Consider the following 24,852-nt stretch of genomic DNA (forward strand, 5'->3'; position numbering starts at 1 on the left):
CCCGGTCACGGCACGACCGTACAGCAAACCGATTGACATCCGACGTCCTGCGCGCATTTTCGACTGTCGGTGCGGCTTCGACTGACGGTGCGGCCATGTGCGCAGCGTGCGGGGCCGCCCGTGCTGCCGACCTGAAAGCACGAGCCCGCGCCGCCCGACGAGAAGTACGAAACGGTTGCCATGGGCGCCCATGACAACCGTTTCGTACTTCTCGAGCGCACGGACACGGCCGATCTCCCGCGTTGGCCGCTCAGGCGGTGATGGTCGCGGTCGAGGAGCCCGACGGGCCGCGGCGCACGTGGATCTGCTCGGCGATCTGGGCCTTGAGGTCGCCGACGTGGCTGACGATGCCGATGGTGCGGCCGTGCTGGGAGAGGTGCCCGATCTCGGCGACGACGGTCTCGAGGGTCTGTGGGTCGAGCGAGCCGAAGCCCTCGTCGATGAACAGGGTCTCCATGCGCACGCCGCCGGCCTCGCCGGTGACGATGTCGGCCAGTCCCAGGGCGAGGGCGAGGGAGACGAAGAAGGTCTCGCCGCCAGAGAGGGTCTCGGGCACGCGCGCCTGGTCGGTGCGCCGGTCCATGACCAGCAGGTCCAGACCGGTCTTGCGTGCGCCGCGGGCGCCGTCGTCGCGCAGCAGCTCGAGGTCGGTGCCGGAGAAGCGGGCGAGACGCGCGTTGGCGGCGTCCACGACGTCCTCGAAGCGCCGCATGAGCACGAAGGTCGACAGCGGGATGCGGCGGCCGTCGGCGGAGCGGGCGGTGGCAAGGTCGGCGACGCGCACCACCACGCCGGCGCGCTCGCTGATGCCCGTGACCTCGTGCATCGCCCGCTCGAGGGCCTCGAGGGCGGAGGCCGAGCGCTCGGCGACGGCGCCCAGGCGGGCCGCGACGGCGGAGGCCTCGCGCAGGGCGCTCTGCGCGGCGACGAGCTGCTCGCCGGCGGTGGAGGCGGCGACGCGGGCAGCCTCGAGCGCCTCGTCGCTGGGGTCGGCATCGGAGACGCCGTCCTCGGCGAGGCCGTCGGCATGGCGCGACTCCTCGACGGCGCGATGCTGGAGGGAGGCGGTGAGGGTGCGGCGCTCGGCCTCCGGGAGCACGGCCTCGCGCACGGCGGCGTCATCGGCGAGGGCCTCGTAGTCGGCCACCTGCTGCGCTGTCGGAGCAGACGCTACGGGTGCGGATGCTGCGAGTTCGGACGCCGCCGGTTCGGACCCCGTCGGTTCGGATGCTGCCGGTTCCGCCTGCTCGCGCAGCGCCGCCCGTGCGGTCTCGCGGGCGGTCTCGGTCTCCTGGCTGAGGCTCGCGGCGCGCGCCGCCTCCTCGGTCGAGGCGCGCAGGGCCTCGCGCAGGGCGGTCGCGGCGCGGGCGCGGGCCGCGTGGTGGCTGCGGCGCGCGGCGATCGACTCCGCCTCGCCGCGCGCGTCGGCCACGCGGGCGCGATCCTTCTCGAGGGCGGCCGACGCCTCCTGCTGCGCGGTCCTCTCCCGTTCGAGGGTGAGGGCCTGCCGGGAGCGTTCGGAGGTGAGCTGCGCGGTGGCCTCGTCGTGGGCGGAGATCGCGGTCTCCGCCTCGGCGGCCTCGGTCTGCGCGGCCGTGGCCTGCGCGGTGGCCTCGTGGGCGCCCGTGTGCGCGGCCTCGGCGACGCGGGCGTCGAGGCCGCCGGCGCGCTCGCGCAGGGCCTCGAGCTCGCCCTCGATGACGGCCTTCTTCTGCGCGGCGTCGTGATAGGCGCGCTCGGCCTGCTGGCGCTGCGCCTCCGCCTGCTCGACCTGCTCGGCGCCGACGGCGTCGTGCGTGGGGGTCGCGGGGTGCGGGTGGTCGGCGGATCCGCAGACGGGGCACGGGGCGTCGTCGCCGAGGTCGACGGCGAGCTCGGCGGCGATGCCCGCGAAGCGACGTCGGCGCAGGTCGGACTCGGTCTCGGAGGCGAGGCGCGCGGCCTCGAGGGTGCTCGCCGCGAGGGTCTCGGCCTGGGTCAGCGCGGTCTGCTGCTGCGCGGCGGCGCGGGCGGCCTGGAGGCGTTCGGCGGCGGCCTTCTCGGCGAGGCGCGCATCGGCGAGGCCGGCGGCGCGGGTGCGGGCGTCGTCCCGGGCGGCGAGGAGCTCCTGCTTCGCGGCGGGGCGCGCCTCGATGGTCTCGTCGAGGGCGGCGAGGTCGCGGGCGGCCTGGTCGCTGCGCTCGGCGCGGGCGGTGAGCTGGGCGCCGCGGTGCTCGAGGCCCTCCTCGAGGGAGGCGAGGTCGGCGAGGGCTCCGGCGCGCGCGGTGTCCTCCTCGGCGGAGGCGGCGAGCGCGGCGGGCGCGTCCTCCCCCGCCAGGAGGTCGGCGATCTCGGGATGCTGGGCACGGGTGGTCTCGGCGAGGTCCGCCAGGTCCTTCTCGGCCCGGGCGGCCGTGCTCGCGGCCTGGTCGCGGCGGCGCAGCAGCTCGGCGACGGGGCGGGCGGCCTCGTCGCGGGCGAGGCGGGCGCGGGCCGAGCGGATCTGCGGGGCGGCCGCGTCGAGGCGCGCGCCGAGGGCGTCGAGCTCGCGGCGGCGGTCGCTGCGCGTGCGCTGGAGGGCGGTCTGCTCCGCGTGGGCGCGGGCGGAGGCCTCGGAGGCCGTCTGGGCGTCGTGGTCCTGCGCGGCGTCGGCCGCGGCCTGCCGGCTCGCCGCGAGGTGCTCGCGGGCGGCGGCGCCGAGCTCCTCCAGGCGCAGCGCCTCGGCATGGCCCTCGAGCGCGTCGAGCTGCTCGCCCTCGACGCCGACGGCCTCGACGAAGCGGGCGAGGGAGCGGCCCAGGGAGCCCTTCGCGGCGTCGACCTCGCGCTTGGCCTCCTTGCGCATCTCCTCGAGCTGCTTCTCGACGTCCTGGTAGATCTCGGTGCCGAACACGCGCTGGAGCACCTGCTGGCGCTCGCCGGTGCCGGCGCGCAGGAAGCGCGCGAACTCGTTCTGGGGCAGCAGGACGGTCTGCGTGAATTGCTCGCGGCTGAGGCCGACGGCGCGCTGGATCTCGCGGCCCACCTCGTCCAGGCGGTTCGCCAGGGGCTCCGCCGCGCCGGCCGGGGAGGATGCCGCGCCGGCCGAGGACGCCCCCGCGCCCGCCGTGCTCCCAGTGCCCCTGGTGCCCGAGGCGGAGTCCGCCCCGTCGGCCGCTCCTCCGGCGATCTCCGCGATCACGCCGGGCAGCAGCTCGGGCGAGCCGAGTCGCCACAGCAGCGCCTTGGCCTGCTGCTTCGTGGTCCCCGTGCCGCGCTTCTTGGCGCGCTCGTAGTCGGGCTCGCGGTGGACGCGGAAGATGCCGGCGCTGGTCTCGAACACGAGGTCGACCGCGCTCGGGGAGTCGGAGGCGGCGAACTGGGAACGGATCCGGTCGCTGCTCGCGCCGCTGCCGGCGACGCTCCCGTACAGGGCGTAGACGATCGCGTCGAGGATCGTGGACTTGCCGGATCCCGTCGGCCCCTCGAGGAGGAACATGCCGCTCGCGCCGAGCGCGGCGAAGTCGATGTCGACGGCGCCCGCGAAGGGGCCGATCCCGCGCAGGTGCAGGTGGTGGAGCTTCACGAGGCCTCCTGGCCGCGGGAGCGCACGGTCGTGTACGCCTCGTCCATGACCTCGTGCTCGCGCGCGCTCGGCTCGCCGCCCGTGACGTAGCCCAGGAACTCGTCCATGACCTCGAGGGGATCGGCCTCGCGCCGCACCTCGGGTGCGGCCTCGCCGGCCTCGCGGCCCTCGGGCTCGTAGGAGGTGAGCAGCAGGTGCGGGAAGGCGGCGCGCAGGCGCTCCTGCAGGTGGGCGGGACGGGCGGTGTCGGTGACGGTCGCCTTCACCCAGTCATCCCCGTGCGCACCGGCCTGCGCGAGCAGGGACTCGAGGTCGCCGCGCAGGGCGGTGAGGCGGCGGGGCACGGGCGTCCCGATGCGCTCGACCTCGACCTCGCCGGGCGCGCCGAGCTCGACGAGGAGCACGGACTTGCGGTGGTCCTTCTCGGAGAAGGAGAAGGCGAGCGGGGAGCCCGAGTAGCGCGCCGGGGAGCCGACGGACCGCGTGAGGTCCTGACAGCCGTGCAGGTGGCCGAGGGCCACGTAGTCGAATCCGGCGAGCACGGGCGCCGGGACGGAGTCGACGCCGCCCACGGAGAGGTCCCGTTCGGACTCGCTGGACTCGCCGCCGCTGACGAAGGTGTGGGCGAGCACCACGGTGCGGGCCCCGGGATGCTCGGCCGCGCGCTCGCGCACCCGGTCCAGGGCGGCGCGGGTGACGGCCTCGTGGCTGCGGCCCAGCGGCTCCTCCCCCTCCGCGACGAGCCGATGGCGGGCCGTGTCCGGCTCGAGATAGGGCAGGCCGAAGAACAGCACCTCGCCGTGCTCGTCCTCGACGCTCACCGGATGGTCGAGCCCGGGGGTGTCGGTGAGCAGGTGCACGCCCGCGCGCATGAGCTCGCGGCCGAAGCCCAGGCGATCCGCGGAATCGTGGTTGCCGGGAGTGAGCACCACGGTCGCGGTCTCCGCGAGGCGCGAGAGGGTGCGCCCGAGCAGCCGGATCGCGGGGATCGGCGGCACGGCGCGGTCGTACACGTCGCCGGGGATCACGACCACGTCGACCTCGCGCTCGCGCACCAGATCCACGAGCCAGTCGTAGAAGGCGACCTGGTGTTCGTGCAGGTCCTCGCCGTGCAGAGTGCGCCCCAGGTGCCAGTCCGAGGTGTGCAGGATCTTCATGGTGCCGAGCCTATGCGGGGACGGGGACATCCGAGGCGCACGGACCGGCTGCGGCCGACGGGAGAACCGGGCGGCCTCGGTCGTGCGGGAACCGACGATGCCGCGGCTTCCGGCGCGGGTCCGCCCCGCCGGCGCGGATCCTCCCTCCGGCACGGCTCGCCTTGAGGCGCTCGGGCGTGGGCGCGAGGATGGCTGCATGACGATCCCTCGACGCGCCCTGCTCTCCGCCGCCGCGATCACACCGGGCCTCCTCGCGACCTCCGCGGCCCGCGCCGATCCCGCTGCCGACGCCCATGCCGACGCCGATGCCGACGAGCGCAGAGACGCACGGCGGGATTTCCGGGGCGCCCTCGCGGACCTCGAGACCGCCCATGACGCCCGGATCGGGGTGAGCGCCCGCGTCGTCGGCGACTCCCGCGCTCTCACCCATCGCGGCCGCGAGCGCTTCGCCCTCGCCTCCACCGGCAAGGTCCTCACCTCGGCGCTCGTCCTGCGCGAGGCCTCCGAGAAGCGGCTGCAGCAGATCATCCGCTTCACCGCCGAGGATCTCGAGGAGTACTCCCCCGTCACCGCCGAGCACGTGGACGAGGGGATGCGCCTCATCGACCTCGTCGACGCCGCGCTCACCCGCAGCGACAACACGGCCCAGAACCTGCTGTTCAGGGAGCTCGGCGGGCCGCACGCGGTGCAGCGCCGGCTCCGGCACCTCGGCGATCCCGTCACCCGGATCGACCGCACCGAGCCTGAGCTGAACACCGCGATCCCTGGCGATGCCCGCGACACGACCACGCCCGTCCAGATGGCAACCGATCTGGAGCTTGCGACGCTCGGCCACGGCCACGGCCACGGCCACGGCCACGGGCACGGCCACGGGCACGGGCTTGGGCTTGAGCTTGGGCGCAGTGCCCTCGGACGCGACCGCTCGGCGCAGCTGCTCGCGATGATGCGCACGAACACGACGGGGGACGCGGCGATCCGCGCGGGCGTCCCGTCGTCCTGGACCGTTGCCGACAAGACGGGCGCCGGCGGCTACGGCACCAGCAACGACATCGCCGTGATCACCCGCCCGCATGCGGCGCCCCTCGTGCTCGCCGTCTACACGACGGGCCGCACCGAGGACGCCGAGCTGCCGGCGGACCTGATCGCCCAGGTCACCCGGCACGTGGTGGACGCCCTGGACTGAGTGCCCACCGCGTCGGGCACGACGCCGCCCCGGAGGGCGTGGCACGATCCCTCACACGGCGCGAGGAGCGAGGTGCGTGATGGGGCGGACAGCAGCACCGGGCAGGGACGCCCAGATCGAGGCCTTCCTCGAGGCGTGGAGCGGTCTGCGGCGCGCCGTCGACGCGCTCCCTGCCGAGGCCTTCGCCCACCCGTCGGGGTGCCGCGGCTGGCTGGTGCGCGACCTCGTCTGCCACCTGGTGATCGACGTGCAGGACGTGCTCATCACGCTCGCGACCCCGGCGGGGACGGGGGCCGGGGTGCGACCCCGGCCGGGACGAGCGCCGCGACGTCAGCCGGGTCGAGCGGCGCGACGTCGGCCGACGCGGAGCTGCAGCGTCCCGCGGACTCTGCGGGCTACTGGAGCATCGTGGATGCGCCGACGGGCGAGGACCCGGTTGATGCGCTCATCCCCCGCCTCGCCGCGGCTTACGAGGATCCCGCCCCGCTCATCTTCCACCTCGACGACCTGGGGTCCGCCGCCGCGCGAGCAGTGCGGGACGCCGATCCGGACCGACTCGTCGAGACTCAGGGCATGGTGCTGAGCGCGGGGGACTTCGCGGACGCCTACGTGCTCGAGTGGACGCTGCACCACCTGGACCTCGTCGAGGGAACGACGAGCAGGCCCGGCCCGTCGGCCGCCTCCCTCGCGCGCGCCCGCGGGCTGCTGATCCGGGTCATCACCGGATCGGGCGACGCGCCGCTGATCGATGTCCCCGACGCGGACCTGCTGCGGATCCTCACGCGCCGGCGCGACCCGTCGGCCGAGGAGCTCGCGGCCCTCCCTCCCCGGATCGCGCAGGGCCTCCCCTACCCCGTCGGCTGAGGGAGTCGAGCCGGCGGCGTGCCGGGCCGATGACGCCGGACGGCGACGCCTTCCCGCCCGTCAGCCCCGATAGGTCGACTCGTCGAGTCCCGACATCGTCGGGTCGTGGTCGAGGTGGCCCACGGCGTCCATCGAGCTCATCCAGTGGTAGAAGTTGTCGCCGCGCTCGCGCAGGCGATCGTAGAGCTCGGCGAGCATCGCCCGGCGCGGCTCCTCGAGCAGAGGGTCCTCGAAGCGGTTGGAGAGCTCGTCGGGGTCCGAGCGCAGGTCGTAGAACTCATTGCGCGACTCGGGGTTCACCACGAGCTTGAAGCGGGGCCCGCGCAGCATGCGCTGGGCGATCGGGAAATGGTGGCCGTGGAACTCGCACAGCACGTTCTCGCCCCACTCCGGATGCTCTCCCCGCACGATCGGCAGCAGGGAGCGGGAGTCCACCGCGGGATCCGTCGGCCGACCGGCGAGGTCCAGGAAGGTCGCGGGCAGGTCGATGAGGCTCACGAACTCCTCCCGCACCTGGGGCGGGCAGCCGGGGACGCGCAGGATGCCGCCCGTGCGGTAGATGTCGTCGTACATCGCGGGGCCCTTGTCGTGCAGGCGGTGGGAGCCGGTGAACTCGCCGTGGTCCGAGCTGAACGCGACAGCTGTGGTGTCCGCGAGGCCGAGCTCGTCGAGCGCGTCGAGGATCCGCCCGAACTCGCGGTCGATCATGGTCACGTAGCCCCAGTAGACGGCGATGAGCTTGCGCGACTGCTCCTCCGTCATGGTGTCGAAGGCCCAGTGCCCGGAGTAGTTGCGCTGCACCGGCGGCTTGTCGGCGAAATCCTCGGCGACCGAGCGGGGCAGCTCGACGTCCGCCGGGTCGTACATGTCGAAGTACTCGTCGGGGATCACGTAGGGCAGGTGGGGCCCGGAGAAGCTCGAGACCACGAAGAACGGCACCTCGCCGCTGCGCGCCCCCTGCGCGTACCGGGTGAGCATCTCGATGGTGCGGTCGGCCAGGTAGTGCTCGAACGTCGCCTCGACGGGCTGGTGCAGGCGCGCGGCCATGAGGTTGCCGACCTCGCCGTTGGGGAAGGTGCCGCGGATGCGGTCGCTGATCTCGTACGGAGGATGCCCGTTCTCCTCGAGCCATGCCAGGTAGTCGGGGTGGTCCACGGCGTTGTGCCAGCCCGGGTAGTGCTCGGCCTCGAAGCCGAAGTCGGCGGCAGTGCGCTCCTCCCCCACGTGCCACTTGCCGACCAGCCCGCACTCGTAGCCGCTCGCCCGCAGATCCTCGGGGACGGTCCACTGGTCCTCGGGCAGGTCCTCGATGTAGCCGACGTTGCGCTCGTGATTGGCCAGCAGCTTGTGCCGGAACGGAGCCGCCCCCGTGAACAGGGACGCGCGCGCCGGCGTGCAGATCGCCGTGGGCGTGAACCAGTTCTCGAAGCGCGTGCCCTGGGCCGCGAGGGCATCGAGGTGCGGGGTGCGGCAGACCGGACTCCCGTAGCAGCCCAGGGTGTCGACCCGATGCTGGTCCGTCATGAGCATGAGGATGCTCCGGCGGGCGGAGCCGGGGGCGTCGGGGGCGCCGGGGACCGTGCCGGGGGCTGCGTGGCTGCCGGGGGCGGTGTCGGGCGCGGTGGTGCCGGTGGCGGAGGTGGCGGAGCCGGAGGTCATGATCGGAATCCTTCCATCGAGGACGAGGAACGTGCGGTGGGACGAAGAACGAGGCCGCGAGCCGCCCCGCACCCCGGGCCCGGGGCCCGCTTCGGCCTGGGCCTGGGCCGTGAGAAGTACGAAATCGTTGTGATGGACGCTCTTGGCAACCGTTTCGTACTTCTCACGGCCCGACGGGGCGCGTGGGGCGTCCGGGGTGCGGGGGCACGGCGCCCGGGTGCGAGGGGCGTCAGGTCGGTCAGGTGCGGGCGGAGGCGGCGGGGGCGTCGGCGATGTCGTCCATCTGCTCGAGCTCGAGGTTCTTGGTCTCGGGCACGAGCTTGAGGACGAAGAGGATCGAGGCGAGCGCGATGATCGCGTAGACCGCGTACGTGGTCCCGATCGACCAGGCCGCGAGCACCGGGAAGGTGAGGGTGACCGCGAAGTTCGAGGCCCACTCGACGCCGCCCGCGACGGAGGTCGCGGCACCGCGCATGCGGTTGGGGAACATCTCGCCGATGAGCACCCACATGATCGGGCCCCACGTCCCCGCGTAGGCGCCGACGTACAGGCACAGCGCGACCAGCGCCAGAATGCCGAGCACCGGCGAGGAGGCGAGATCGGGGGCGGTGCCGCCGCCGTCCTGCGCGACCTGCGGCGCGGTGAGCATGATGACGGCGGTGACCATGAGCGCGGCGAACATCGAGATCGACCCCCAGAGCAGCAGCGGTCGCCTGCCCACCCGGTCCACGAGCAGCATGCCCAGGATGATCGCGACGACCTTCACGGCGGTGAGCACGAGGGTCTGCTTCAGGGCGTCCTGCTCGCCGAAGCCGATGGTCGCGAAGATCGTCGTGGCGTAGTAGAAGATCGCGTTGATGCCGACCAGCTGCTGCAGCGCGGCCAGACCGATGCCCACCCAGACGATGCGCTGCAGGCGGGACGTGCCGGGGACGAGCAGGGCGCGGAAGCCGCTGCCCCGTCGGCCGGAGCCGTGGCCGGACCCGTGGTCGGTGAGGGAGCGGGTGATCTCCTCGACGCGCTGGTCCACGCCCTCCTCGCCGACGGTGCGGGCGAGCACGGCGCGGGCCTGGTCGGTGCGGCCGTGGGCGATGAGGAAGCGGGGCGACTCGGGGATGAGCAGCGAGGCGACCAGGTAGATCACGCCGCCGAGGGCGACCGAGAGGAACGCCCACTGCCAGACCTCCAGATGGAGGCCGAGCAGGCCCAACTGTGAGGTCGACAGCGGTGCGTCGCCCTGCGGGGCGGGCGCGGCGGCGAGCATCGCATCGCCCAGCAGCCCGCACACGAACAGTCCGATGATCAGCATGAACTGGCGCAGGGAGACGAGCATGCCGCGCATGGAGGCGGGTGACGTCTCCGAGACGTAGGCAGGGGCGATGGTCATCGCGGCGCCCATCGCCATCCCGGAGAAGATCCGCCAGAACAGGAACATCGCCATCGAGTCGCCCACGAAGGCTGTGCCCACGGAGGAGACGATGAACAGGATGGCGGCGACGATCATGATCGCCCGTCGGCCGATGCGATCCGAGAGCCGTCCGGCGAGGAACGCGCCGAGCACCGCGGTGAGCACGCCGAAGGCGACGGCGAAGCCCAGCATCCCGGTGCTCGCGCCGGTGTGGAAGGCGAGCGCGTTCTTGATGACGTTCAGGGACATCGCGTCCCAGCCGAACATCAGGCCGGAGATGGAGGCGGCCAGCGCCGCACCGAGGGCGCGGCGCCGCGCGGCGGGCGGGACGACGGGCGTCGCCTCGGGGGCGGGGACGTCCGGACCGGGCCCGGCGGTCGTCGAGGGGTCGGGGTGTGTCATGCGATCAGGTCCTTTCCTGGTCGGCGGGGGCGGTACGGGCTGCGGCGGGCTGCGGCCCGTTGGGCACAGCGGGGTGTGAAGCGGGGTGTGTAGCGGGGTGTGTAGCGGAGTGCGAGGCGGGGATTCGGACGGGCGCGACGATGTGCGCTGCGCCGACGCCCCGGTCGCGGCGGAGGTTCAGGTGCGGGGGTGGAGGACGACGAGGGCGGCGCCGGTGGCGCCTGCGAAGGCGTCGAGCCGTCCGCGCTCGAGGGGGATCAGGGGGAACCGCTCCCCCACGCTCTCGGCGACGAGCGGGCGGATCGTCTCGAGGAGGCGGTCGTCGGCGTCGAAGAGGTCGCCGGTGAGGATGACTTCGTCGGGGTCGACGATGGTGGTGGCCAGCACGAGCGCCCGAGCGATCGCGCGGGCGACGCGATCCAGCACCCCGCGCAGCTGCGGGGCGTTTTCCGCGAGCGCGTCGCGCAGCGCGGACGGCGAGCGCAGCACCACGCCGTGGCTGCGCAGAGCGGCGAGCACCGCCGGCGTCGAGGCGACGGTCTCGAGACATCCGGAGCGTCCGCAGCGGCAGGCCATGCCGGGGATCTCGACGGGCAGATGGCCGATCTCGCCGGCCATGCCGTCGGCCCCCAGGTCGAGCGCGCCGTCGCGCACCACGCCGCCGCCGACGCCCTGGTAGCAGCGCACGTGCAGAGTGATGCGGTGGCCGTCGCCCGCGGCGAGGTGCTCGGCGAAGGCGGCGCAGCGGGTCGTGTTGTCGACGTGGACGGGCACGCCGTAGCGCGCCTCCAGGGCTTCGACGAGCCCGTGCCAGGGCGCACGCTCGGGACGCGTGAGCGCGGCGGGGCCCGAGATCCCGAGGCCGACGCCGCGCAGCGCGGTCCGGCGGGTGGACCTCCCCGGCTCCACCGGCCCCGCGGGTTCCCCGGAGCCGTCTGCGGCGCCCGCGGCTTCCGGGCCGTCCGCGCCGCCCGCGGCGTCCGCGGCGTCCGCGGCGTCTGCGCCATCTGCGCCTTTCGCGGCGTCGAGCTCCGCGAGCATGCGCAGCACGAGCTGCCGGCGACGGGCGGCGCCGAGGCTCTCGTCGTGGGTCTGCTCCCGGCTCGCGAGGACTTCGCCGAGGGTGTTCAGGTGGACGATGCGGACCGCGCCGTGGGCGAGGTCGATGCCGATCGCCCGCACGGCGGTCCGGTCGATCGCGACGCGCTCGGTGGGGCGTCCGCGGCCGGGCTGCTCGTCGTGGCCGACGACCTCGACGGCGCCCTCCTCGACCAGGCCGGTGAGCACGGCGGAGACCGTCGAGCGGCTCAGGCCCGTCGACTCCGCGATGAGCGCGCGGGTGAGCGTCCCGCCGCCGCGGAAGGCGTCGATGACTTCGGCCTCGCGCGGATGGGCGGGAGTCGGCAGCGACCCCGTCGTGGACATGCCCCCACGCTAGGGGCGGCGAATTCCTCCATCTCGCCGGTGCAGAATCACCGACGAGATGGGACGCAGGTCACATCGCACCGAGAGGTGAGTTGTTGTCGTCAAAGCGCCCTTTTGACGACCACAACTCACCTCTCGACGTCGGGATACGACGACAACTCACCTTTCGATGCTCGAGCGATGCTCGATGCGGCGGGGGGCCGTGCTCAGCGACCGGTGGCCGCGACCAGCCTGTCCTCACGCGCACCGGGACCGTCTGCCGCGAGGTGGCGCTCGTCGGCCGCGAGGTGGCGCTCATCTGCCGCGAGATGGCCCCCGTCTGCCGCGAGATGGCGCTCGTCGGCCGGGAGATGGCGGCGGGAGGAGACGAGGATCCCGACCCAGCACACCGCACCCAGGGCCACGATGACGGCGAGCACGACCTGCACGTCGACGAGGTGGGCGACGGCGGCGATCACCGCGGGGGCGAGGAAGCCCGCGTATGCGGCGGCGTAGAAGACGCCCGTGAGCCCGGCGAGATCGCGCGAACCGGCGATGCGCTGCACCTCGAGCAGGGAGGAGACCAGCGCGATGCCCATGCCCACGCCGATCACGACGTTCGCGCCCAGGCCGATCGCCACCGACTGCGTGCGGATCGCGAGGGCGACGGCGGCGGTGCCCAGCAGCATGATCCCCACGGCCGCGACGAGCCCCCGGGCGGACTCGAGCGAGTGCACCCTCTGGGCGAGCGGCTGGATCGCGCTGGAGACGCCGAGCGCGATCACCGTGGCGGCGGTCGCGCACACCAGGCCCCAGGTGCCGGTCGCGCCGGCCAGCTGCGTGGGCAGGTAGCCGTAGCCGATCGCGGCGGAGCCGAAGATCCACGGCGCCCCCAGCAGCACGACGCGCGTGAACCGGCGGTGCCCGGCGCTCGGCACGCCGAGCTGGCGCCACCAGGGCCCGGGAAGACCGCCGGGGACGCGCCCCTCGGGCAGGCGCGCGACGATCACCAGGAAGGGGACGGTCAGCGCGAGGTGCACGAGGAAGGGCAGCACCTCGGGCAGCGGGCCCCACTGGGCGACGAGCCCGGCCAGCAGCGCTCCGGCCGCCGAGCCCGTGGTGAAGGCGAGGGATGCGCGGCGCGCACCGGAGTCCTCGGCGGCACCGGGGTCGAAGCGCCCCTGGGACAGCTCCTTGATCCAGGCGTTGCCCACGGCCATCGCGACGCCCACGGAGATGCCGGAGAACAGCCGGCCCAGCGCCAGGAAGAGCGCCCCGGTGAGCCCGAGGGCGAGTAGGACGCTCCCGATCAGCGCCGCGAGCACGCCGACCAGCATGAGCGGACGCCTGCCATGCCGGTCGGAGAGGGACCCGGCGAGCAGCAGGGCCGGCGCGAGCCCGAGCACGTAGACGCCCAGGAAGATGTTCACCAAAAGCGAGGAGAGGTGCTCCCGGTCCTCGTACATGAGCAGGAGCGGGCTGAACTGGTTGCCCGCCCAGGAGCACACGAACACGGCGCCCCAGGCGGCGATCCAGGGCTTCACCCCGCCGAGACCTGTGCGGCGGCCCGGAGCCGCCGGTTCCTCCGCTGCCGACGGGACGGCGAGGGCCGTCGTCGCCCCGGTCGCAGACTCGTCGAGCGGCTCCGGCCCCGCCCGGACCTCCGTGTCGGTCACCGCTGTCGTCCCCGCTCTGCTCCCGGTCGCTGTCTCGGTCTTCGTCGTCGTCTCCGTGACGCTCACAGGGCACCTCGATGCGAGGCGACGTGCTCGTGCAGGGTGCGGGCATAGGCGGTGGCGTCGCCCTCGGCGAGCGCGCGGGCGAGCTCCCGGTGGTGCTCGAGAGAGGCTTGCAGCTGCTCGGGGCGCACGCGCATGAGCTGGTGGCGCAGGCGCTGCTGGCGGTCGCGCAGGGTCGCGGTGAACATGACGGCGACGGTGTTGCCCGAGCCCTCGATGACGGCGGAGTGGAAGCGCGAGTCGGCGTCGATGAAGACCGGGACGTCCTCGGCCTCGATCGCACGGGACTGCTCCTCCAGCAGGCTCTCGAGGGCGGACGCAAGGTCCCCCGCCGCGCCGTCGGCGATGACGCGGGCCGCTGCGGCGGACTCGATGGCCTCGCGCATCTCGAGCACGTCGCGGGCCTCGTGCGGGGGCATGGGACGCACGACGGCGCCGCGTCGGTGCTCGAGGCTCAGCAGGCCCTCGGCGGCCAGGCGCAGGAACGCCTCGTGCATGGGGGTGCGGGAGAGGTCGAGCTCGCGGCGCAGCGCGTTCTCGCTGACGCTCTCCCCGCCGGCCAGCTCGCCGCGGATGATGGCGCCCTTGACGTGCTCGTATGCGCGCTCGGCCGCAGCCTGTGCGGGCGATGCGCTCTCGTCGTTCTCGAAGTTCACGACTCCAGCCTAGAGGCTTGCATGCAAGCTTGCACGCAAGCCCACAGGGTCGCGTGAGCGAGGGAACGCGCGGGCGGCCCGACGCGCGTAGCGTGGCTCACATGACGAGCGATCCGCGGACCGCCGGAGCCTCGCGCTCCGCCTCCGCTTCCCCAGTTCCCACTTCTTCGTCCGACGCACCGCCGACCTCCGCGTCCGCCCCCTCCGACGACGTCCTCGAGGTCGACGTGATCGTCCTCGGCGGCGGACCCGTCGGCGAGAACGCCGCCCAGTACGCGATCGAGGGCACGGGGCTCACCGCGGCGATCGTCGAGGGCGAGCGCATGGGCGGGGAGTGCTCCTACTGGGCGTGCATGCCCTCGAAGGCGCTGCTGCGCCCGCTCGACGTGCGCGCCGCGGCCGCGCACCTGCCGGGCATCACCACCCCGGAGATCGACGTCGAGGAGCTGCTCGCGCGGCGCGACGACTGGGTCTCCCACTACGACGACACCGGCCAGGTGCAGTGGGCCGAGGGCGCGGGCCTCACCGTGGTGCGCGGCCACGGGGCGCTCAGCGGTGAGCGCGAGGTGACCGTGCGACCGGCCGACGGGGCGGGCTCCGACGGGGCGCCTGCCGGCGACGACGCGCCCCGCGTGCTGCGCGCCCGCCGGGCGGTCGTGCTCGCGACCGGCAGCGAGCCGGTGATCCCCGCGCCCTACCGTGAGCTCGCGCCGTGGACCTCGCGCGATGCGACCGGGGTGAAGGAGGTGCCGGGGCGCCTGCTGATCGTCGGCGGCGGCGTGGTCGCCTGCGAGGCGGCGACGTGGATGCGCGCACTGGGCAGCGAGGTCACGATGCTGGTGCGCGGCGAGCGTCTGCTGCCGTCGGCGGAGCCCGAGGCCTCCGAGCACGTGCGCACGGGTCTCGAGGCGATCGGGGTCCGCGTCATCACCGGCGCCTCGGCCCAGCACGCCACGCGGGATGGCGTCTCGCAGGACGCCGCCGAGGAGAGCGGGATCGGTCGCGTGCACGGCGGCGAGGTGCGGGTGCACATCGCGGGCGCAGCGGGAACCGGCACGGCGGGAGCCGGTGCGCAGGACGGTGGGGCCAGGGGTGGTAACAGCGGCGAGGAAGATGGGGACTTCACGGCCGACGAGATCCTCGTGGCGACCGGCCGTCGGCCCCGACTGCAGGACGTGGGGCTCGAGGCCGTCGGACTCTCCCCCAACGATGTCAGGGGCGGGGCTCTGCCCGACTGGCTGCGGGCCGTCGGGGATGCGAGCGGCGAGGCGCCGCTCACCCATTGGGGCAAGTACCGGGCGCGCGTGATCGGCGAGGAGATCCGGGACGCCGCCCTCGCGGACGTCGAGCCCACGCCTCCTCCCGAGCCGGTCGCGGAGGGCCGGGCGGTCCCGCAGGTCGTGTTCACGGATCCGCAGGTGGCGAGCGTCGGGCTCATCGAGAGCGCGGCGCGGGACGCGGGCTTCGACGTGGTCGTCGCCCAGGTGCCCTTCGAGGGGTCGGCCGGCAGCGCGCTGCTGCGCGACGACGCCTCCGGGGTCGCGAAGATCGTCGTGGACGCGGTGACCCGCCGGCTGCTCGGGGCGACCTTCGCGGGCCCGGACGCCGCGGAGATCGTGCACGCGGCGACCGTCGCGATCGTCGGCGAGATCCCGGTCGACGTGCTGCGCCACGCGGTGCCGAGCTACCCGACGGCCTCCGAGCTGTGGCTGCGTCTGCTCGAGGAGCTGCCGCGCGAGTACCGGCACGCGGCGCCGCAGGGGCGGCGAGAGTAGCGGGGCCGCGGCGCTGGGCGCGGCGCGCGCTCAGCGCTCAGCGCTCAGCGCTCAGCGCTCACCCCATGATCGTCCGGAACACCCCGACGCCGAGGAATCCGAGGCCGCTCACCATGGCGAGGATGCCGATGGCCTCCATCGGCACGAAGAACAGCGAGTGCGGGCCGTGGCGGCCGATGACTGCTCGGCCGCGGGTGATCTCCGCGTCGATCATGGCATCGGCCTCTTCGCGACTGCGGGGCATGACGCCGTCGATCGCGAAGGCACCGGCCTGGGCGGCCGCCTGCATCTTGGGCTCGGCCTCGAGCGCCCACGCGGTCGCGCGGCTGCGCGGAGCCGTGATGTTCACGTACCAGCCGTGCAGCGTGGTGATCGCGCCGCCGAGGAGCAGCGCGACGCCCGCCATCAGCGGCATCGCTCCCTCGAAGCGCAGCACGCCCGCGCCGAGGCCTCCCACGAGCAGTCCGATCAGCGCCCCGATGTACAGGACCGCGAGGATTCCCCAGCCGCGCCAGATGATCATGCCTTCCCATCCCCCTCGTCGCGAGGTGACCCGGCCCTGCGCCTCGGTCGGTGAGGCCTCGCGACGTGACGACCCCAGCCAGGACCGGCGATCCCCACCAGGGCACACCCGGCACTGTGGACGAGTCGGCTGTCATCGGGAGGAATGCCGTCGCGGCGCGATGAATCACTCCTCCTCTCTGCCCTGCGGTGACCCCGCCGCGGCATCCCTTAGTACCCGACGCGGCCGTCGATCGCCTCGCGCACGAGGTCGAGATGCCCCAGGTGCCGGGCGTACTCCTCGATGAGGTGGGTGAGGATCCATCGCAGGTTCACGCGCTCCCCGCGGCGCAGTCCGCGCACCGGGCCGTCGAGGTCCGTCCAGCTCGCCGCGGCGGCGCGCGTGGTCTCGATCTCGCGGCGGTAGCGCTCGACGTCGGCGAGCGCGGTGGCGGGGTCGGCGTCCTCGAAGTCGCCGTCGGGGCTGGTCTGCGTGCAGTAGTAGTCGGGGAGCTCCTCGTCGAGCGTGACCTCGCGCAGCCAGTACGCCTCGACCTCGGTGAGGTGGCGGAGGATCCCGATCGGGCTCAGGGTGGAGGGCGGGAGGGGCCTCTTGCACAGCTGCGCGGCGTCCAGGCCGTCGATCTTCAGCAGCAGGGTCTCGCGATAGAAGTCGACCCAGTGATCCAGGGTCTCTCGCTCCCCCGCGACCATGGGGCCGAAGCGTCTCGTGTCGTCCATGGCGGGAAGTCTGCGGCCCGAGACCGTCCGTGGCCAGGGAATTTCCTTGTCAAGTCCCGCGAGCCCGCCCTATCTTCGCGCCGTGGACATCACGCTGCGGCCGCTCCGTCGCGAGGACGCGCGCGCGATCGTCACCGCCGAGGACGACGCGACGGTGCGGTTCCTCAGCGGAGGCCGCAGCACGGTGCAGGGCACCGAGGAGTACGTCGACCGCCTCGAGCGCGAGGCGGCAGAGGGTCGCTCGAAGCGCGCCTTCGGCATCTGGGCCGACGGGGCCTGCGTGGGCACCGTCGACGTCGACCCGCAGGTCACCGACGGACTCGAGCCGGGCGACGTGAACATCGCCTACGGGGTCGCGCCGTGGATCCGCGGACGGGGCGTCGCGGTGCGCGCCGTCGATCTGGTGTGCGGGATCGTCGCGGAGCGGAACCTGGGCGAGCGGGCGGCGATCCGAGCGTCGGCCGAGAATTCCGCGTCGCAGCGCGTGGCGGAGAAGGCCGGTTTCACGTTCTCGCACGAGATGCGCAGCGCGACCGATGTCGACGGCCAGGGGAAGCCGGAGGTGCTCCGGGTGTTCGTGCGGGAGTTGTGAGAGCGACCGACGGCGCAGGATCTCCCAGGCACACAGCGTCGAGAGTCGAACGCCGCATCCAGGCCTTGAGATGAGCACCGGGCGTCCCGTGCGGCCTGGACGGCCGTGATGACGTCGTTCACGACCGCCGCCACCCAATAGGTACATGCCATACTTAGCTCCATGTCCGACCTACCCACCCCCGACGCCGCGCACCCTCGTTGGCCCTCCACCTGGGTGCGCGCACTCCTGCCCCTCGCGATCCTGGTGAGCCTCGAGGAGCGTCCGCTCCACGGGTATGCGATCGCGCAGAGCGTCGGCGCGCTCGGGTTCGGAGTCCCCAAGGGCGGCTCGCTCTATCCGGCGCTCGCGCGGCTCGAGGAGGCCGGGACGATCGTCGCCCAGTGGGTGCCCGGCCCGTCGGGCCCGGCGCGCCGCGAGTACACGCTCACCGCGTCCGGACGCGAGCGCCTCGCAGCAGAGCGCTCCCGGCTCACCGAGCTCTCCTCCGCACTGGCGCCTGCGTCCTCCGGCAGCGCCCGGACGTCGGCCGATTCCTCGCCGACCCCGATGATCGAGAGCCCCAGCCCGCACCCGAGCACGATCGGAGGTCCCGACGATGATGGAAGCTGATCACGACGACGCACGCTCCCGCACCCACGTGACCGAACGCCCGACGGGTCCTGAGCTGAGCCGCGTGGCCCGCGCGTTCCAGTCCGCCCGAGGCATCGACGGCGACGCGGACTGGGCCGAGCTCGCGCTCATCCGCATGGTCTTCGAGGACGTGCGCATCGATGTCGCCGAGAAGCAACTCATGGACGCGGCCGCCACCGTGAGCGAGGCCCAGGAATCCCCGAAGCCCCTGTTCGGACGGCCCTCCGAGTGGGCGGACCAGCAGGCGGAGGAGCTGCGCGAGGTGGGGCTCGACGTCTTCGAGGATCCCCTGGTGATGGGCCTGCGCGAGGGCGCGGTGACGACCCTGGGCGTCGCCTCCGGGCTCAGCGCCCTGTTCTTCCTCAGCCAGCTCCTGGACCTGCTCTTCGGCGGTGACGCCGGGCCGACGGACCTCACGATCGGCTTCGCACTCATGCCGCTGCTGCTCGCTGCGCTGCTCGTGGTGCTGATCGCGGTCTACAAGCGGACCGTCGCACGGTTCCGCTTCCCGATCGTGGTTGCGCTGTGCGCGGCGGTCGTCGTCCTCGGCGCCGGCGGCGCCGCGAGCATCCTCATGCTCCTCGAGCAGAGAAGCCCCGACGTCCACCTGACATGTGGCTGGAGCATCCTCCTGGTGCCCCTGTACGCGGCCCTGACCTGGGTGGTCGCGAAGCTCTGGCGCGCGCCGGCGGACGCCCCCGGGCACGAGGAGAACCTGACCCCTCAGCAGATCCTGGACTCCGCGCACCTGGACGACAACGCGTGGACGGCTCGCGCCCGCGCCGCGCTGCGCCGCCGGGACGACCTCACCGACGCGCGCGTCGACGCCGCGCTCACCGAAGCGCGCGCCCATGCGGCGGAGGCCGGATCGTCCCTGCTCGAGGAGTTCGGCTCCCCCGAGGGGTGCTCCCTGAAGATCCCGAAGGACCCGCGCACCGTCGCCCGCCGCATGACCGTCTTCTTCGCCGTGCTCGCGCTGCTGTGGCTCGCCCTCGCGCTGGCCAATGCTGCCGACGCGGGGTGGGCGCTGAGCTGGAGTGTCGCGCCGCCCGCCCTGCTCGTCATCGTCTGCGGCGCCCAGGCCGTCTGGCACGCGAGGACCTGGCGCCGGGCCGTCCGAGCCAGCTGAATCCCCCAGCCCCACTGCTCTGTCACCCGCCCGCTACGCTCACCTCGTGGCCGACGACTCCCCCACCCTGACGCTCTTCCACGGTCCGCCGGGATCCGGGAAGACGACACTCGCCCGGCAGCTCGAGGACGACGGCGCGGGCGTGCGGATCTCGACCGACGACTGGCAGGCCGCTCTCGGCGTCGACGTGGCCGACCCCGACTTCCACGAGCTGCTGCAGGCCCGTCTCTACGCCCACGCCCTCACCCTGCTGGAGCACGGGGTCGACGTGATCCTCGAGGACGGCCTCTGGATGCGTGCCGAGCGCACTCGCACGTTCACCGACGCCCGTGCCCGCGGCGCGCGCATCCACTGGCACGTCTTCGACGTCGCACCAGAGGAGCTGGGTCGCCGGCTCGGTGCGCGTGCGGCAGCGGGAGCGCCCGGCGCAGTGCCGATCCCGCCCACAGAGCTCGCACGGATCCTGGGGCTCGTCGAACCGCCGACCGATGACGAGCTCACCGCCGTCGACGCGGTGACCGTGCATCACTGACGTCCGGTCGGTGCGCGGCGGGACGGACTCAGTGATCCCGCCTGTACCTCGCTCGTCGCAGTGGGCGAGGGCTGCGGCACCACGTCGTCTGTCAGACTTCCGGGATGGCGACGAGGGTGCTCCTGCTCCAGCATGGTGAGAAGCGACGGACAGCCGGTGACCCCGTCCTGACGTCTCGTGGGAGGGCACAGGCGGAAGCCGCAGCTCGACTCCTCACGAGGCTGCATCCCGTGGCCCTCGTCAGCAGTCCCCTGGCTCGCGCCCGCGAGACCATCGCCCCGCTCTCAGACGCGCTCGGCCTCGACGTCGACATCGACCTCCGGCTCCGCGAACGCATGAACCTCGACGCGGGTGAATCGGTGGAGGAGTTCGTCCGTGCTTGGTCGCGCTCGAGCACCGAGCGATCCTGGTCGCCGCCGCGGGGCCGCTCGTCCTGCTCCACCGCGCGGGACATGATGCGCGCGGTGGAGAGCCATGCCGTGGATGGCTCCGTCGTCGTCCTCGCCACCCATGGCGGGGCGACGATCGACCTGCTGCGCTCCGTCCTGGGCGACGACGAACTGGAGCGACGCGCGCCAGCACTCATCCAACAGGGCGTGCCCGGCGGGGCCGTGACGTCTCTCGTCCCGAGCGACGGGTCATGGGCCGTGCATACGATCGCTGATGACTCACACGTGCCCGGAGGTCAGAACTCCGGTCACGCGCCTGCTTGAACGCTGTCCCTCGCTGTCGCGAGGCGTGCTCGCACCCGACCATCAACGAGGTGCTGCGACGCAGCGGAACCGCTCGACCCCGGGATAGACCTCGCCGAGCGAGTGCGTGGAGAACCCGCACGCCGCGTAGAAGCCCACCACGTCCGCATCGGTCTCGGCCATCAGTCCGACACCCTCCGGAAGAGTGCGCCTCAGCTCCCGCAGGATCCGTCGGCCATACCCACGCCGTCCGGACGCCTTACGGACCGCGAGGGCCTCGACGGCCCATGTCGACGCATCAGAGGTCGGACCGGCCGCAATCGCAGCGAGCACCCGGCCGTCGTCGCCGCGCAGGACCCAGGAGTGTCGCGAGCGGACGAGCGCCCGCGCGCGGTCCGTTCTGGCGGTCGCGCCGCCCGCGAATGCTGTCGCGAGCAGGCTCACGGCAGCCTGAGAGGTGGACGGATCGACGGGCTCGAATCGCGACGTCTCCTCTGAGGGCACTCCATGAACCTACTCCGCCCCGTCCTACCCTTGCCCCATGACCTTCGTGAACGCAGGCACCCTCGGCACCGTCGCCGGAGCACGGGACGAGCTCGTCTCCCGGCTGATCCAGCGCAACGACCGTCTCCGCAAGCTCGGCTGCCTCGCCTACGAGGTCGGCACGAACGACGAGGAGCCCGACACCGTCTTCGTCGTGGAGATCTGGGAGAGCGCGCAGGCGCACCGCGAGTCGCTCTCGGACCCGGACGTCTCCGCCGCGATCACCGCGGCGCGCCCACTGCTCAGCGGTGCCTTCGGCGGGTTCCGCTTCGACGTTGCCGGTTCGCCGCTGCGCTCCGAGGGCGCCTGAGAGGACTCCTGGGGTCGACGGGCCCGGTCCTCCACCGCATCACTCCTGCGCGCCGGTCCTTGAGCGTCCGGCCCCGCGCGCCTCGCGGGCGGTCGCGACGTCGTCGACCACGACCACGATGTGGCGCAGGCTCGTCAGCAGCGACCCGTAGAGCGGCCAACTCGTGCTGCGCAGGCCCTCCCTGCCCGTGAGCGCGTCGGCCAGGGCGTCGATCCGGTCCAGGATCGGGGCGACGTCCGCGTCCGGGTCCGCGACGGACCGCCCGGTGTCGCCGACCAGATCGGCCCATTCCTCCCGGAACTTCTGGTCCCACGGACGTTCCGCACCGCTGGCCTCGCGCAGGGTGCGAGCCATGTGCCGCAGGTGGGAGACGCCCTCGTCGATCCTGGCGAGGATCTGCTCGTATCCGCTCCTGTCCTCGGGCGGTACCGCTCCGTTCTCCTCCGGTGAACGCTGAGAGCGCAGGCGATTTCGCGGGTTGGCGCGTCTGCTCTCGTGCGCCGTTCTCACCGTCGACCATGCGGACGCGAGGTCGCTGCTCATCGACTCGGTCTCCTCGAGCCATTCCTGAGCGCGATCGGTCTCCCACGACGTGCGGAACTCGTCGGCCATCGAGATGAGCACCTCGCCCATCCGGCGGTTCACGCTGTCCACGTATCGCGCCGCCTGCCGGTCGCGCAGCGGCGGGATCAGCAGCAGGTTCACCACGATCCCCACCAGCGCGCCCAGCGCGACCTCGAGGATGCGATCGGTCAGCAGGCCCACGTCGCCCGCCGATCCGGCCCCGAGCACGAAGATCACGGTGGTCGCGATCGCGATGCCCTCCTCCCGGATCCATCGGATCCTGGCCAGGGCGAGCGCCACCAGGAGCGCGATTGCGAGGGTCCACACCGAGGTCCCGAGCGCCGCGCCGACCACGAAGGAGAGCGCCACCCCGAGCCATGAGGCCACCGTGGACTGGGCGCCTCGGCGGAAGGACTCGAAGACCGTCGGATACACCGTGAGCAGCGCGACCCAGGGCGCGAGGAACGGCATCGTGGAATGCAGGACCTCCGCCGCCAGCCACCAGGCGAACCCCGCGGCGAGCACGGACTTCACGATCTGGAGGAGGTCGGTGACGGTCTCGGGGCGCAGGCCCCGGGGTCGAGGCATCTCGCGCGGTCGGAACGGACGCATCCCGAACACGCTACGCACCCCGAGACGCACACGCGAGGACTCCTGCTCACGCACGCCGTCCACCGCCCGCCACCCACCGCCGCGCGGGCTCCGCGCAGGACCCCGCAGGTGCCCGCTCCGGCGCCGTCGCCCGCGCGAGACGCTGCCGTGGGAAGCTTGCGTGCACCGGACGACGCACGAGGAGGTCGACGATGACCAGCTATGCCGTCCTGCTGCGCGCCGTGAACGTCGGTGGCACCGGGAAGCTGCCGATGGCGGAGCTGCGGGAGATGTGCACCGCGCTCGGCTTCGCCGACGTGCGCACCTATATCGCCAGCGGAAACGTCGTGCTGCGCTCGGAGGATGCGGCCGACGCGGTGCGCACCGTGGTCGAGACGCGGCTCGAGGAGTTCGCCGGACGCCCGGTGGGGGTCGCGGTGCGCACCGCCGAGCAGATGCGCGCGGTCCTCGCGAGGAACCCGTTCCCGGATGCGCCCGGAAACCGTGCGATGGCGCTCTTCCTGGACGCGCCTCCCCCGGCCGACGCCCTCGAGGGGGCGCGCAACGCGGCCGACGAGCAGATGGTGCTCGGCGCGCAGGAGATCTACGTGCACTACCCGTCCGGCATGGGCACCTCCCGCCTGCGGATCCCCGCCGCCGAGGACGGCACCGCCCGGAACATGAACACGGTCGCGAAGCTCGTGACGATGCTCGACGACCTCGACGACCTCGACGACCTCGACGAACGGGACTAGGCCTCTCCCGCATGGATTCCTCCCGACTCTCCCGCGCGATCACGGCCGCTCTCGAGATCGCCCGCGCCCAGGGACTCGACACCCTCGAGGCACGAGTCCTCAGCAACTCGAACAAGGCGGTCCTCCTCCTGCTGCCGAGTGCGGTCGTGGCTCGCGTGGGCCCGGCGGACCAGCCGATCGCGGCGTACGAGCTGGATCTCGCCGTGCGTCTCGCCGACGCGGACGCTCCCGTGGTCGCCCCGGACCCGCGGGTCGAGCCGGTCGCCCATCTGCGCGACGGCTTCGAGGTCTCCCTGTGGAGCTGGGTGGACCCCGACGGCGATCCCGATCGGACGCCGGCGGCTCCCGCCGCCCTCGCCGAGGCCCTCGCGCACCTGCACGCAGCGATGCGCGGCATCGATCTTCCGGCGCCGCGCTTCACCGACCGGGTCCGCAGCGCACTCGATCTGCTCGAGGACCCGGAGCGCTCCCCACGGCTCCGGGCTCCCGATCGGGCGCTGCTGCGCGGCACGCTCGTGGAGCTGCGCGATGCCGTGGGATCCACGAGCCGCGAGCAGCTCCTGCACGGCGAGCCGCATCCGGGCAACATCCTCCACTCGCCGCGCGGTCCGCTGTTCATCGACCTCGAGACCTGCTGTCGGGGACCGGTCGAGTTCGACCTCGCGCACCTCCCGCCCGAGGCCGCGGAGCACTACCGGCCCGCGGCGGGCACCGATCCTGGCGGCTCCGCGCTCCCCGACGCGACAGTCCTCGCCCAGTGCCGACGGCTCACGCTGGCCCTCGCCACGACCTGGCGCTTCGACGTCGCAGACGCCTTCCCCGACGGAGAGCGCGTGGGCGAGGAATGGCTCGGGCAGCTGCGTAGAGCTCCAGTCTCTGGCATATACGAGGAGAGGCGGGACCAATGACCACAGAAGCTGCGAATGACTGGCAGACCGACCGGGTGGGGACGGCTCTGCGCGGGACGAATCCGACGGTGCTCACCCGCATGCCCGGCGGCTTCGCAGCTATCGGAGACGTGCAATTCCTGCCCGGCTACTGCGTGCTGATCACCGATCGACCTGGCGTGGACCGCCTGTCACTGCTGCCGTATGACGAGCGAGCAGCGTTCCTGACCAGCATGGACATCCTCGGAGAGGCTGTCGAGACGGTGTGCTCCGCGCGCGATGCTGCGTTCCGCCGCGTGAACCTCGAGATCCTCGGCAACACCGACGCGTTCCTGCATGCGCATGTCTGGCCGCGCTACGACTGGGAGGGTGAGGAACTCGCACGGATGCCCGTATGGGCCCACCCGCGCGCTCGCTGGTCGGATCCTGCGACCGCGCTCTCCCCCGAGCACGAAAAGCTCCGTGACGAGCTCACCGCGGCGATCGACGCGGTCCTCAGATCTGCCAGCTGACGCCCACCACGATAGAGACGGCGTGAGTCAGAGCGATCGAGTGCTTGTCATCGGCCTCCCTCGAATAACCGGATGCTGC

General features: G+C 73.0%; 23 protein-coding genes and 1 pseudogene. 13 read left to right on the top strand and 11 right to left on the bottom strand.

Annotated features, from left to right (window positions below; all coding sequences use genetic code 11):
- Positions 1–250: 250 nt before the first annotated feature.
- Positions 251–3,544 (bottom strand): AAA family ATPase, encoded by a 3,294-nt coding sequence (locus I8D64_RS05365; RefSeq protein WP_200501479.1) that lies wholly within the window; start codon positions 3,542–3,544, stop codon positions 251–253.
- Positions 3,541–4,701: an exonuclease SbcCD subunit D gene (locus tag I8D64_RS05370; RefSeq protein WP_200501480.1), complete on the bottom strand. Its 1,161-nt coding sequence runs from the start codon at positions 4,699–4,701 to the stop codon at positions 3,541–3,543. The genes I8D64_RS05365 and I8D64_RS05370 overlap by 4 nt, the downstream gene beginning before the upstream one ends.
- Before the next feature lie 196 nt (positions 4,702–4,897).
- Between I8D64_RS05370 and I8D64_RS05375 the strand changes: the two genes are divergently transcribed.
- The 3 genes and pseudogenes from I8D64_RS05375 to I8D64_RS17185 all read left to right on the top strand — a co-directional run bounded on the left by I8D64_RS05375 (position 4,898) and on the right by I8D64_RS17185 (position 6,748).
- Positions 4,898–5,884 (top strand): serine hydrolase, encoded by a 987-nt coding sequence (locus tag I8D64_RS05375; protein WP_200501481.1) that lies wholly within the window; start codon positions 4,898–4,900, stop codon positions 5,882–5,884.
- 79 nt (positions 5,885–5,963) lie between these two features.
- A pseudogene (locus I8D64_RS17895) lies at positions 5,964–6,284 on the top strand (maleylpyruvate isomerase N-terminal domain-containing protein); the annotation flags it as partial.
- An 8-nt stretch (positions 6,285–6,292) separates the two neighbouring features.
- Positions 6,293–6,748 carry a hypothetical protein gene (locus I8D64_RS17185; protein ID WP_246482753.1) on the top strand — a complete coding sequence of 152 codons (456 nt, stop codon included), beginning with the start codon at positions 6,293–6,295 and terminating at the stop codon, positions 6,746–6,748.
- 60 nt (positions 6,749–6,808) lie between these two features.
- Here I8D64_RS17185 and I8D64_RS05390 read toward each other — a convergent pair whose 3' ends face one another.
- From I8D64_RS05390 to I8D64_RS17755, 5 genes are all read right to left on the bottom strand, one after another.
- Entirely contained in the window at positions 6,809–8,407 is a 1,599-nt protein-coding gene (locus I8D64_RS05390; RefSeq protein WP_200501484.1) for a sulfatase family protein, read from the bottom strand.
- 238 nt (positions 8,408–8,645) lie between these two features.
- The gene (locus tag I8D64_RS05395; protein ID WP_200501485.1) at positions 8,646–10,217 is read right to left on the bottom strand and encodes a sugar porter family MFS transporter; all 1,572 of its coding nucleotides are present in this window, start codon (positions 10,215–10,217) and stop codon (positions 8,646–8,648) included.
- Between the two features lie 177 nt (positions 10,218–10,394).
- Positions 10,395–11,642, bottom strand: a complete 1,248-nt coding sequence (locus I8D64_RS05400) for an ROK family transcriptional regulator (protein ID WP_200501486.1) — start codon at positions 11,640–11,642, stop codon at positions 10,395–10,397.
- A gap of 206 nt (positions 11,643–11,848) precedes the next feature.
- Entirely contained in the window at positions 11,849–13,297 is a 1,449-nt protein-coding gene (locus I8D64_RS05405) for an MFS transporter (protein ID WP_200501487.1), read from the bottom strand.
- 62 nt (positions 13,298–13,359) lie between these two features.
- Positions 13,360–14,016 carry an FCD domain-containing protein gene (locus I8D64_RS17755; RefSeq protein WP_200501488.1) on the bottom strand — a complete coding sequence of 219 codons (657 nt, stop codon included), beginning with the start codon at positions 14,014–14,016 and terminating at the stop codon, positions 13,360–13,362.
- A 101-nt stretch (positions 14,017–14,117) separates the two neighbouring features.
- Between I8D64_RS17755 and I8D64_RS05415 the strand changes: the two genes are divergently transcribed.
- Positions 14,118–15,791 (top strand): dihydrolipoyl dehydrogenase family protein, encoded by a 1,674-nt coding sequence (locus I8D64_RS05415; protein WP_200501489.1) that lies wholly within the window; start codon positions 14,118–14,120, stop codon positions 15,789–15,791.
- 58 nt (positions 15,792–15,849) lie between these two features.
- Here the strand turns inward: I8D64_RS05415 and I8D64_RS05420 are convergent, their stop codons facing one another.
- Together I8D64_RS05420 and I8D64_RS05425 are read right to left on the bottom strand one after the other, a co-directional pair.
- On the bottom strand, positions 15,850–16,314 hold the full coding sequence (locus tag I8D64_RS05420; protein WP_200501490.1) for a hypothetical protein: 465 nt from the start codon (positions 16,312–16,314) through the stop codon (positions 15,850–15,852).
- Positions 16,315–16,523: 209 nt separating this feature from the next.
- Complete coding sequence (locus I8D64_RS05425; protein ID WP_200501491.1) at positions 16,524–17,033, bottom strand: DinB family protein; 510 nt, start codon at positions 17,031–17,033, stop codon at positions 16,524–16,526.
- Positions 17,034–17,115: 82 nt separating this feature from the next.
- Between I8D64_RS05425 and I8D64_RS05430 the strand changes: the two genes are divergently transcribed.
- From I8D64_RS05430 to I8D64_RS05450, 5 genes are all read left to right on the top strand, one after another.
- Positions 17,116–17,625 (top strand): GNAT family N-acetyltransferase, encoded by a 510-nt coding sequence (locus I8D64_RS05430; RefSeq protein WP_200501492.1) that lies wholly within the window; start codon positions 17,116–17,118, stop codon positions 17,623–17,625.
- 162 nt (positions 17,626–17,787) lie between these two features.
- Entirely contained in the window at positions 17,788–18,237 is a 450-nt protein-coding gene (locus I8D64_RS05435) for a PadR family transcriptional regulator (RefSeq protein ID WP_200501493.1), read from the top strand.
- Complete coding sequence (locus tag I8D64_RS05440) at positions 18,224–19,387, top strand: hypothetical protein (protein ID WP_200501494.1); 1,164 nt, start codon at positions 18,224–18,226, stop codon at positions 19,385–19,387. Before I8D64_RS05435 ends, I8D64_RS05440 begins: the two co-directional genes overlap by 14 nt.
- Positions 19,388–19,433: 46 nt before the next feature.
- On the top strand, positions 19,434–19,919 hold the full coding sequence (locus I8D64_RS05445; RefSeq protein WP_200501495.1) for an AAA family ATPase: 486 nt from the start codon (positions 19,434–19,436) through the stop codon (positions 19,917–19,919).
- Positions 19,920–20,023: 104 nt separating this feature from the next.
- On the top strand, positions 20,024–20,632 hold the full coding sequence (locus tag I8D64_RS05450) for a histidine phosphatase family protein (protein WP_281391999.1): 609 nt from the start codon (positions 20,024–20,026) through the stop codon (positions 20,630–20,632).
- Positions 20,633–20,674: 42 nt separating this feature from the next.
- On the opposite strand, the gene I8D64_RS05455 is transcribed toward I8D64_RS05450, so the two are convergent.
- Entirely contained in the window at positions 20,675–21,115 is a 441-nt protein-coding gene (locus tag I8D64_RS05455) for a GNAT family N-acetyltransferase (RefSeq protein ID WP_343068444.1), read from the bottom strand.
- A 37-nt stretch (positions 21,116–21,152) separates the two neighbouring features.
- Here I8D64_RS05455 and I8D64_RS05460 point away from each other — a divergent pair, with 37 nt between their 5' ends.
- On the top strand, positions 21,153–21,464 hold the full coding sequence (locus I8D64_RS05460) for a putative quinol monooxygenase (RefSeq protein ID WP_200501498.1): 312 nt from the start codon (positions 21,153–21,155) through the stop codon (positions 21,462–21,464).
- A 39-nt stretch (positions 21,465–21,503) separates the two neighbouring features.
- Here the strand turns inward: I8D64_RS05460 and I8D64_RS05465 are convergent, their stop codons facing one another.
- Positions 21,504–22,640, bottom strand: coding sequence for an FUSC family protein (locus I8D64_RS05465; RefSeq protein WP_246482755.1), 1,137 nt, complete (start codon positions 22,638–22,640; stop codon positions 21,504–21,506).
- Positions 22,641–22,831: 191 nt separating this feature from the next.
- On the opposite strand from I8D64_RS05465, the gene I8D64_RS05470 reads away from it, so the two are divergent.
- From I8D64_RS05470 to I8D64_RS05480, 3 genes are all read left to right on the top strand, one after another.
- Positions 22,832–23,374, top strand: a complete 543-nt coding sequence (locus I8D64_RS05470; RefSeq protein WP_200501499.1) for a DUF1697 domain-containing protein — start codon at positions 22,832–22,834, stop codon at positions 23,372–23,374.
- 11 nt (positions 23,375–23,385) lie between these two features.
- On the top strand, positions 23,386–24,282 hold the full coding sequence (locus I8D64_RS05475; RefSeq protein ID WP_200501500.1) for a phosphotransferase: 897 nt from the start codon (positions 23,386–23,388) through the stop codon (positions 24,280–24,282).
- 68 nt (positions 24,283–24,350) lie between these two features.
- Positions 24,351–24,773, top strand: a complete 423-nt coding sequence (locus I8D64_RS05480) for an HIT family protein (protein WP_343068445.1) — start codon at positions 24,351–24,353, stop codon at positions 24,771–24,773.
- Positions 24,774–24,852: the final 79 nt, after the last annotated feature.

Origin of the sequence: Brachybacterium halotolerans (assembly GCF_016623465.1) — a bacterium.
GTDB lineage: Bacteria > Actinomycetota > Actinomycetes > Actinomycetales > Dermabacteraceae > Brachybacterium > Brachybacterium halotolerans.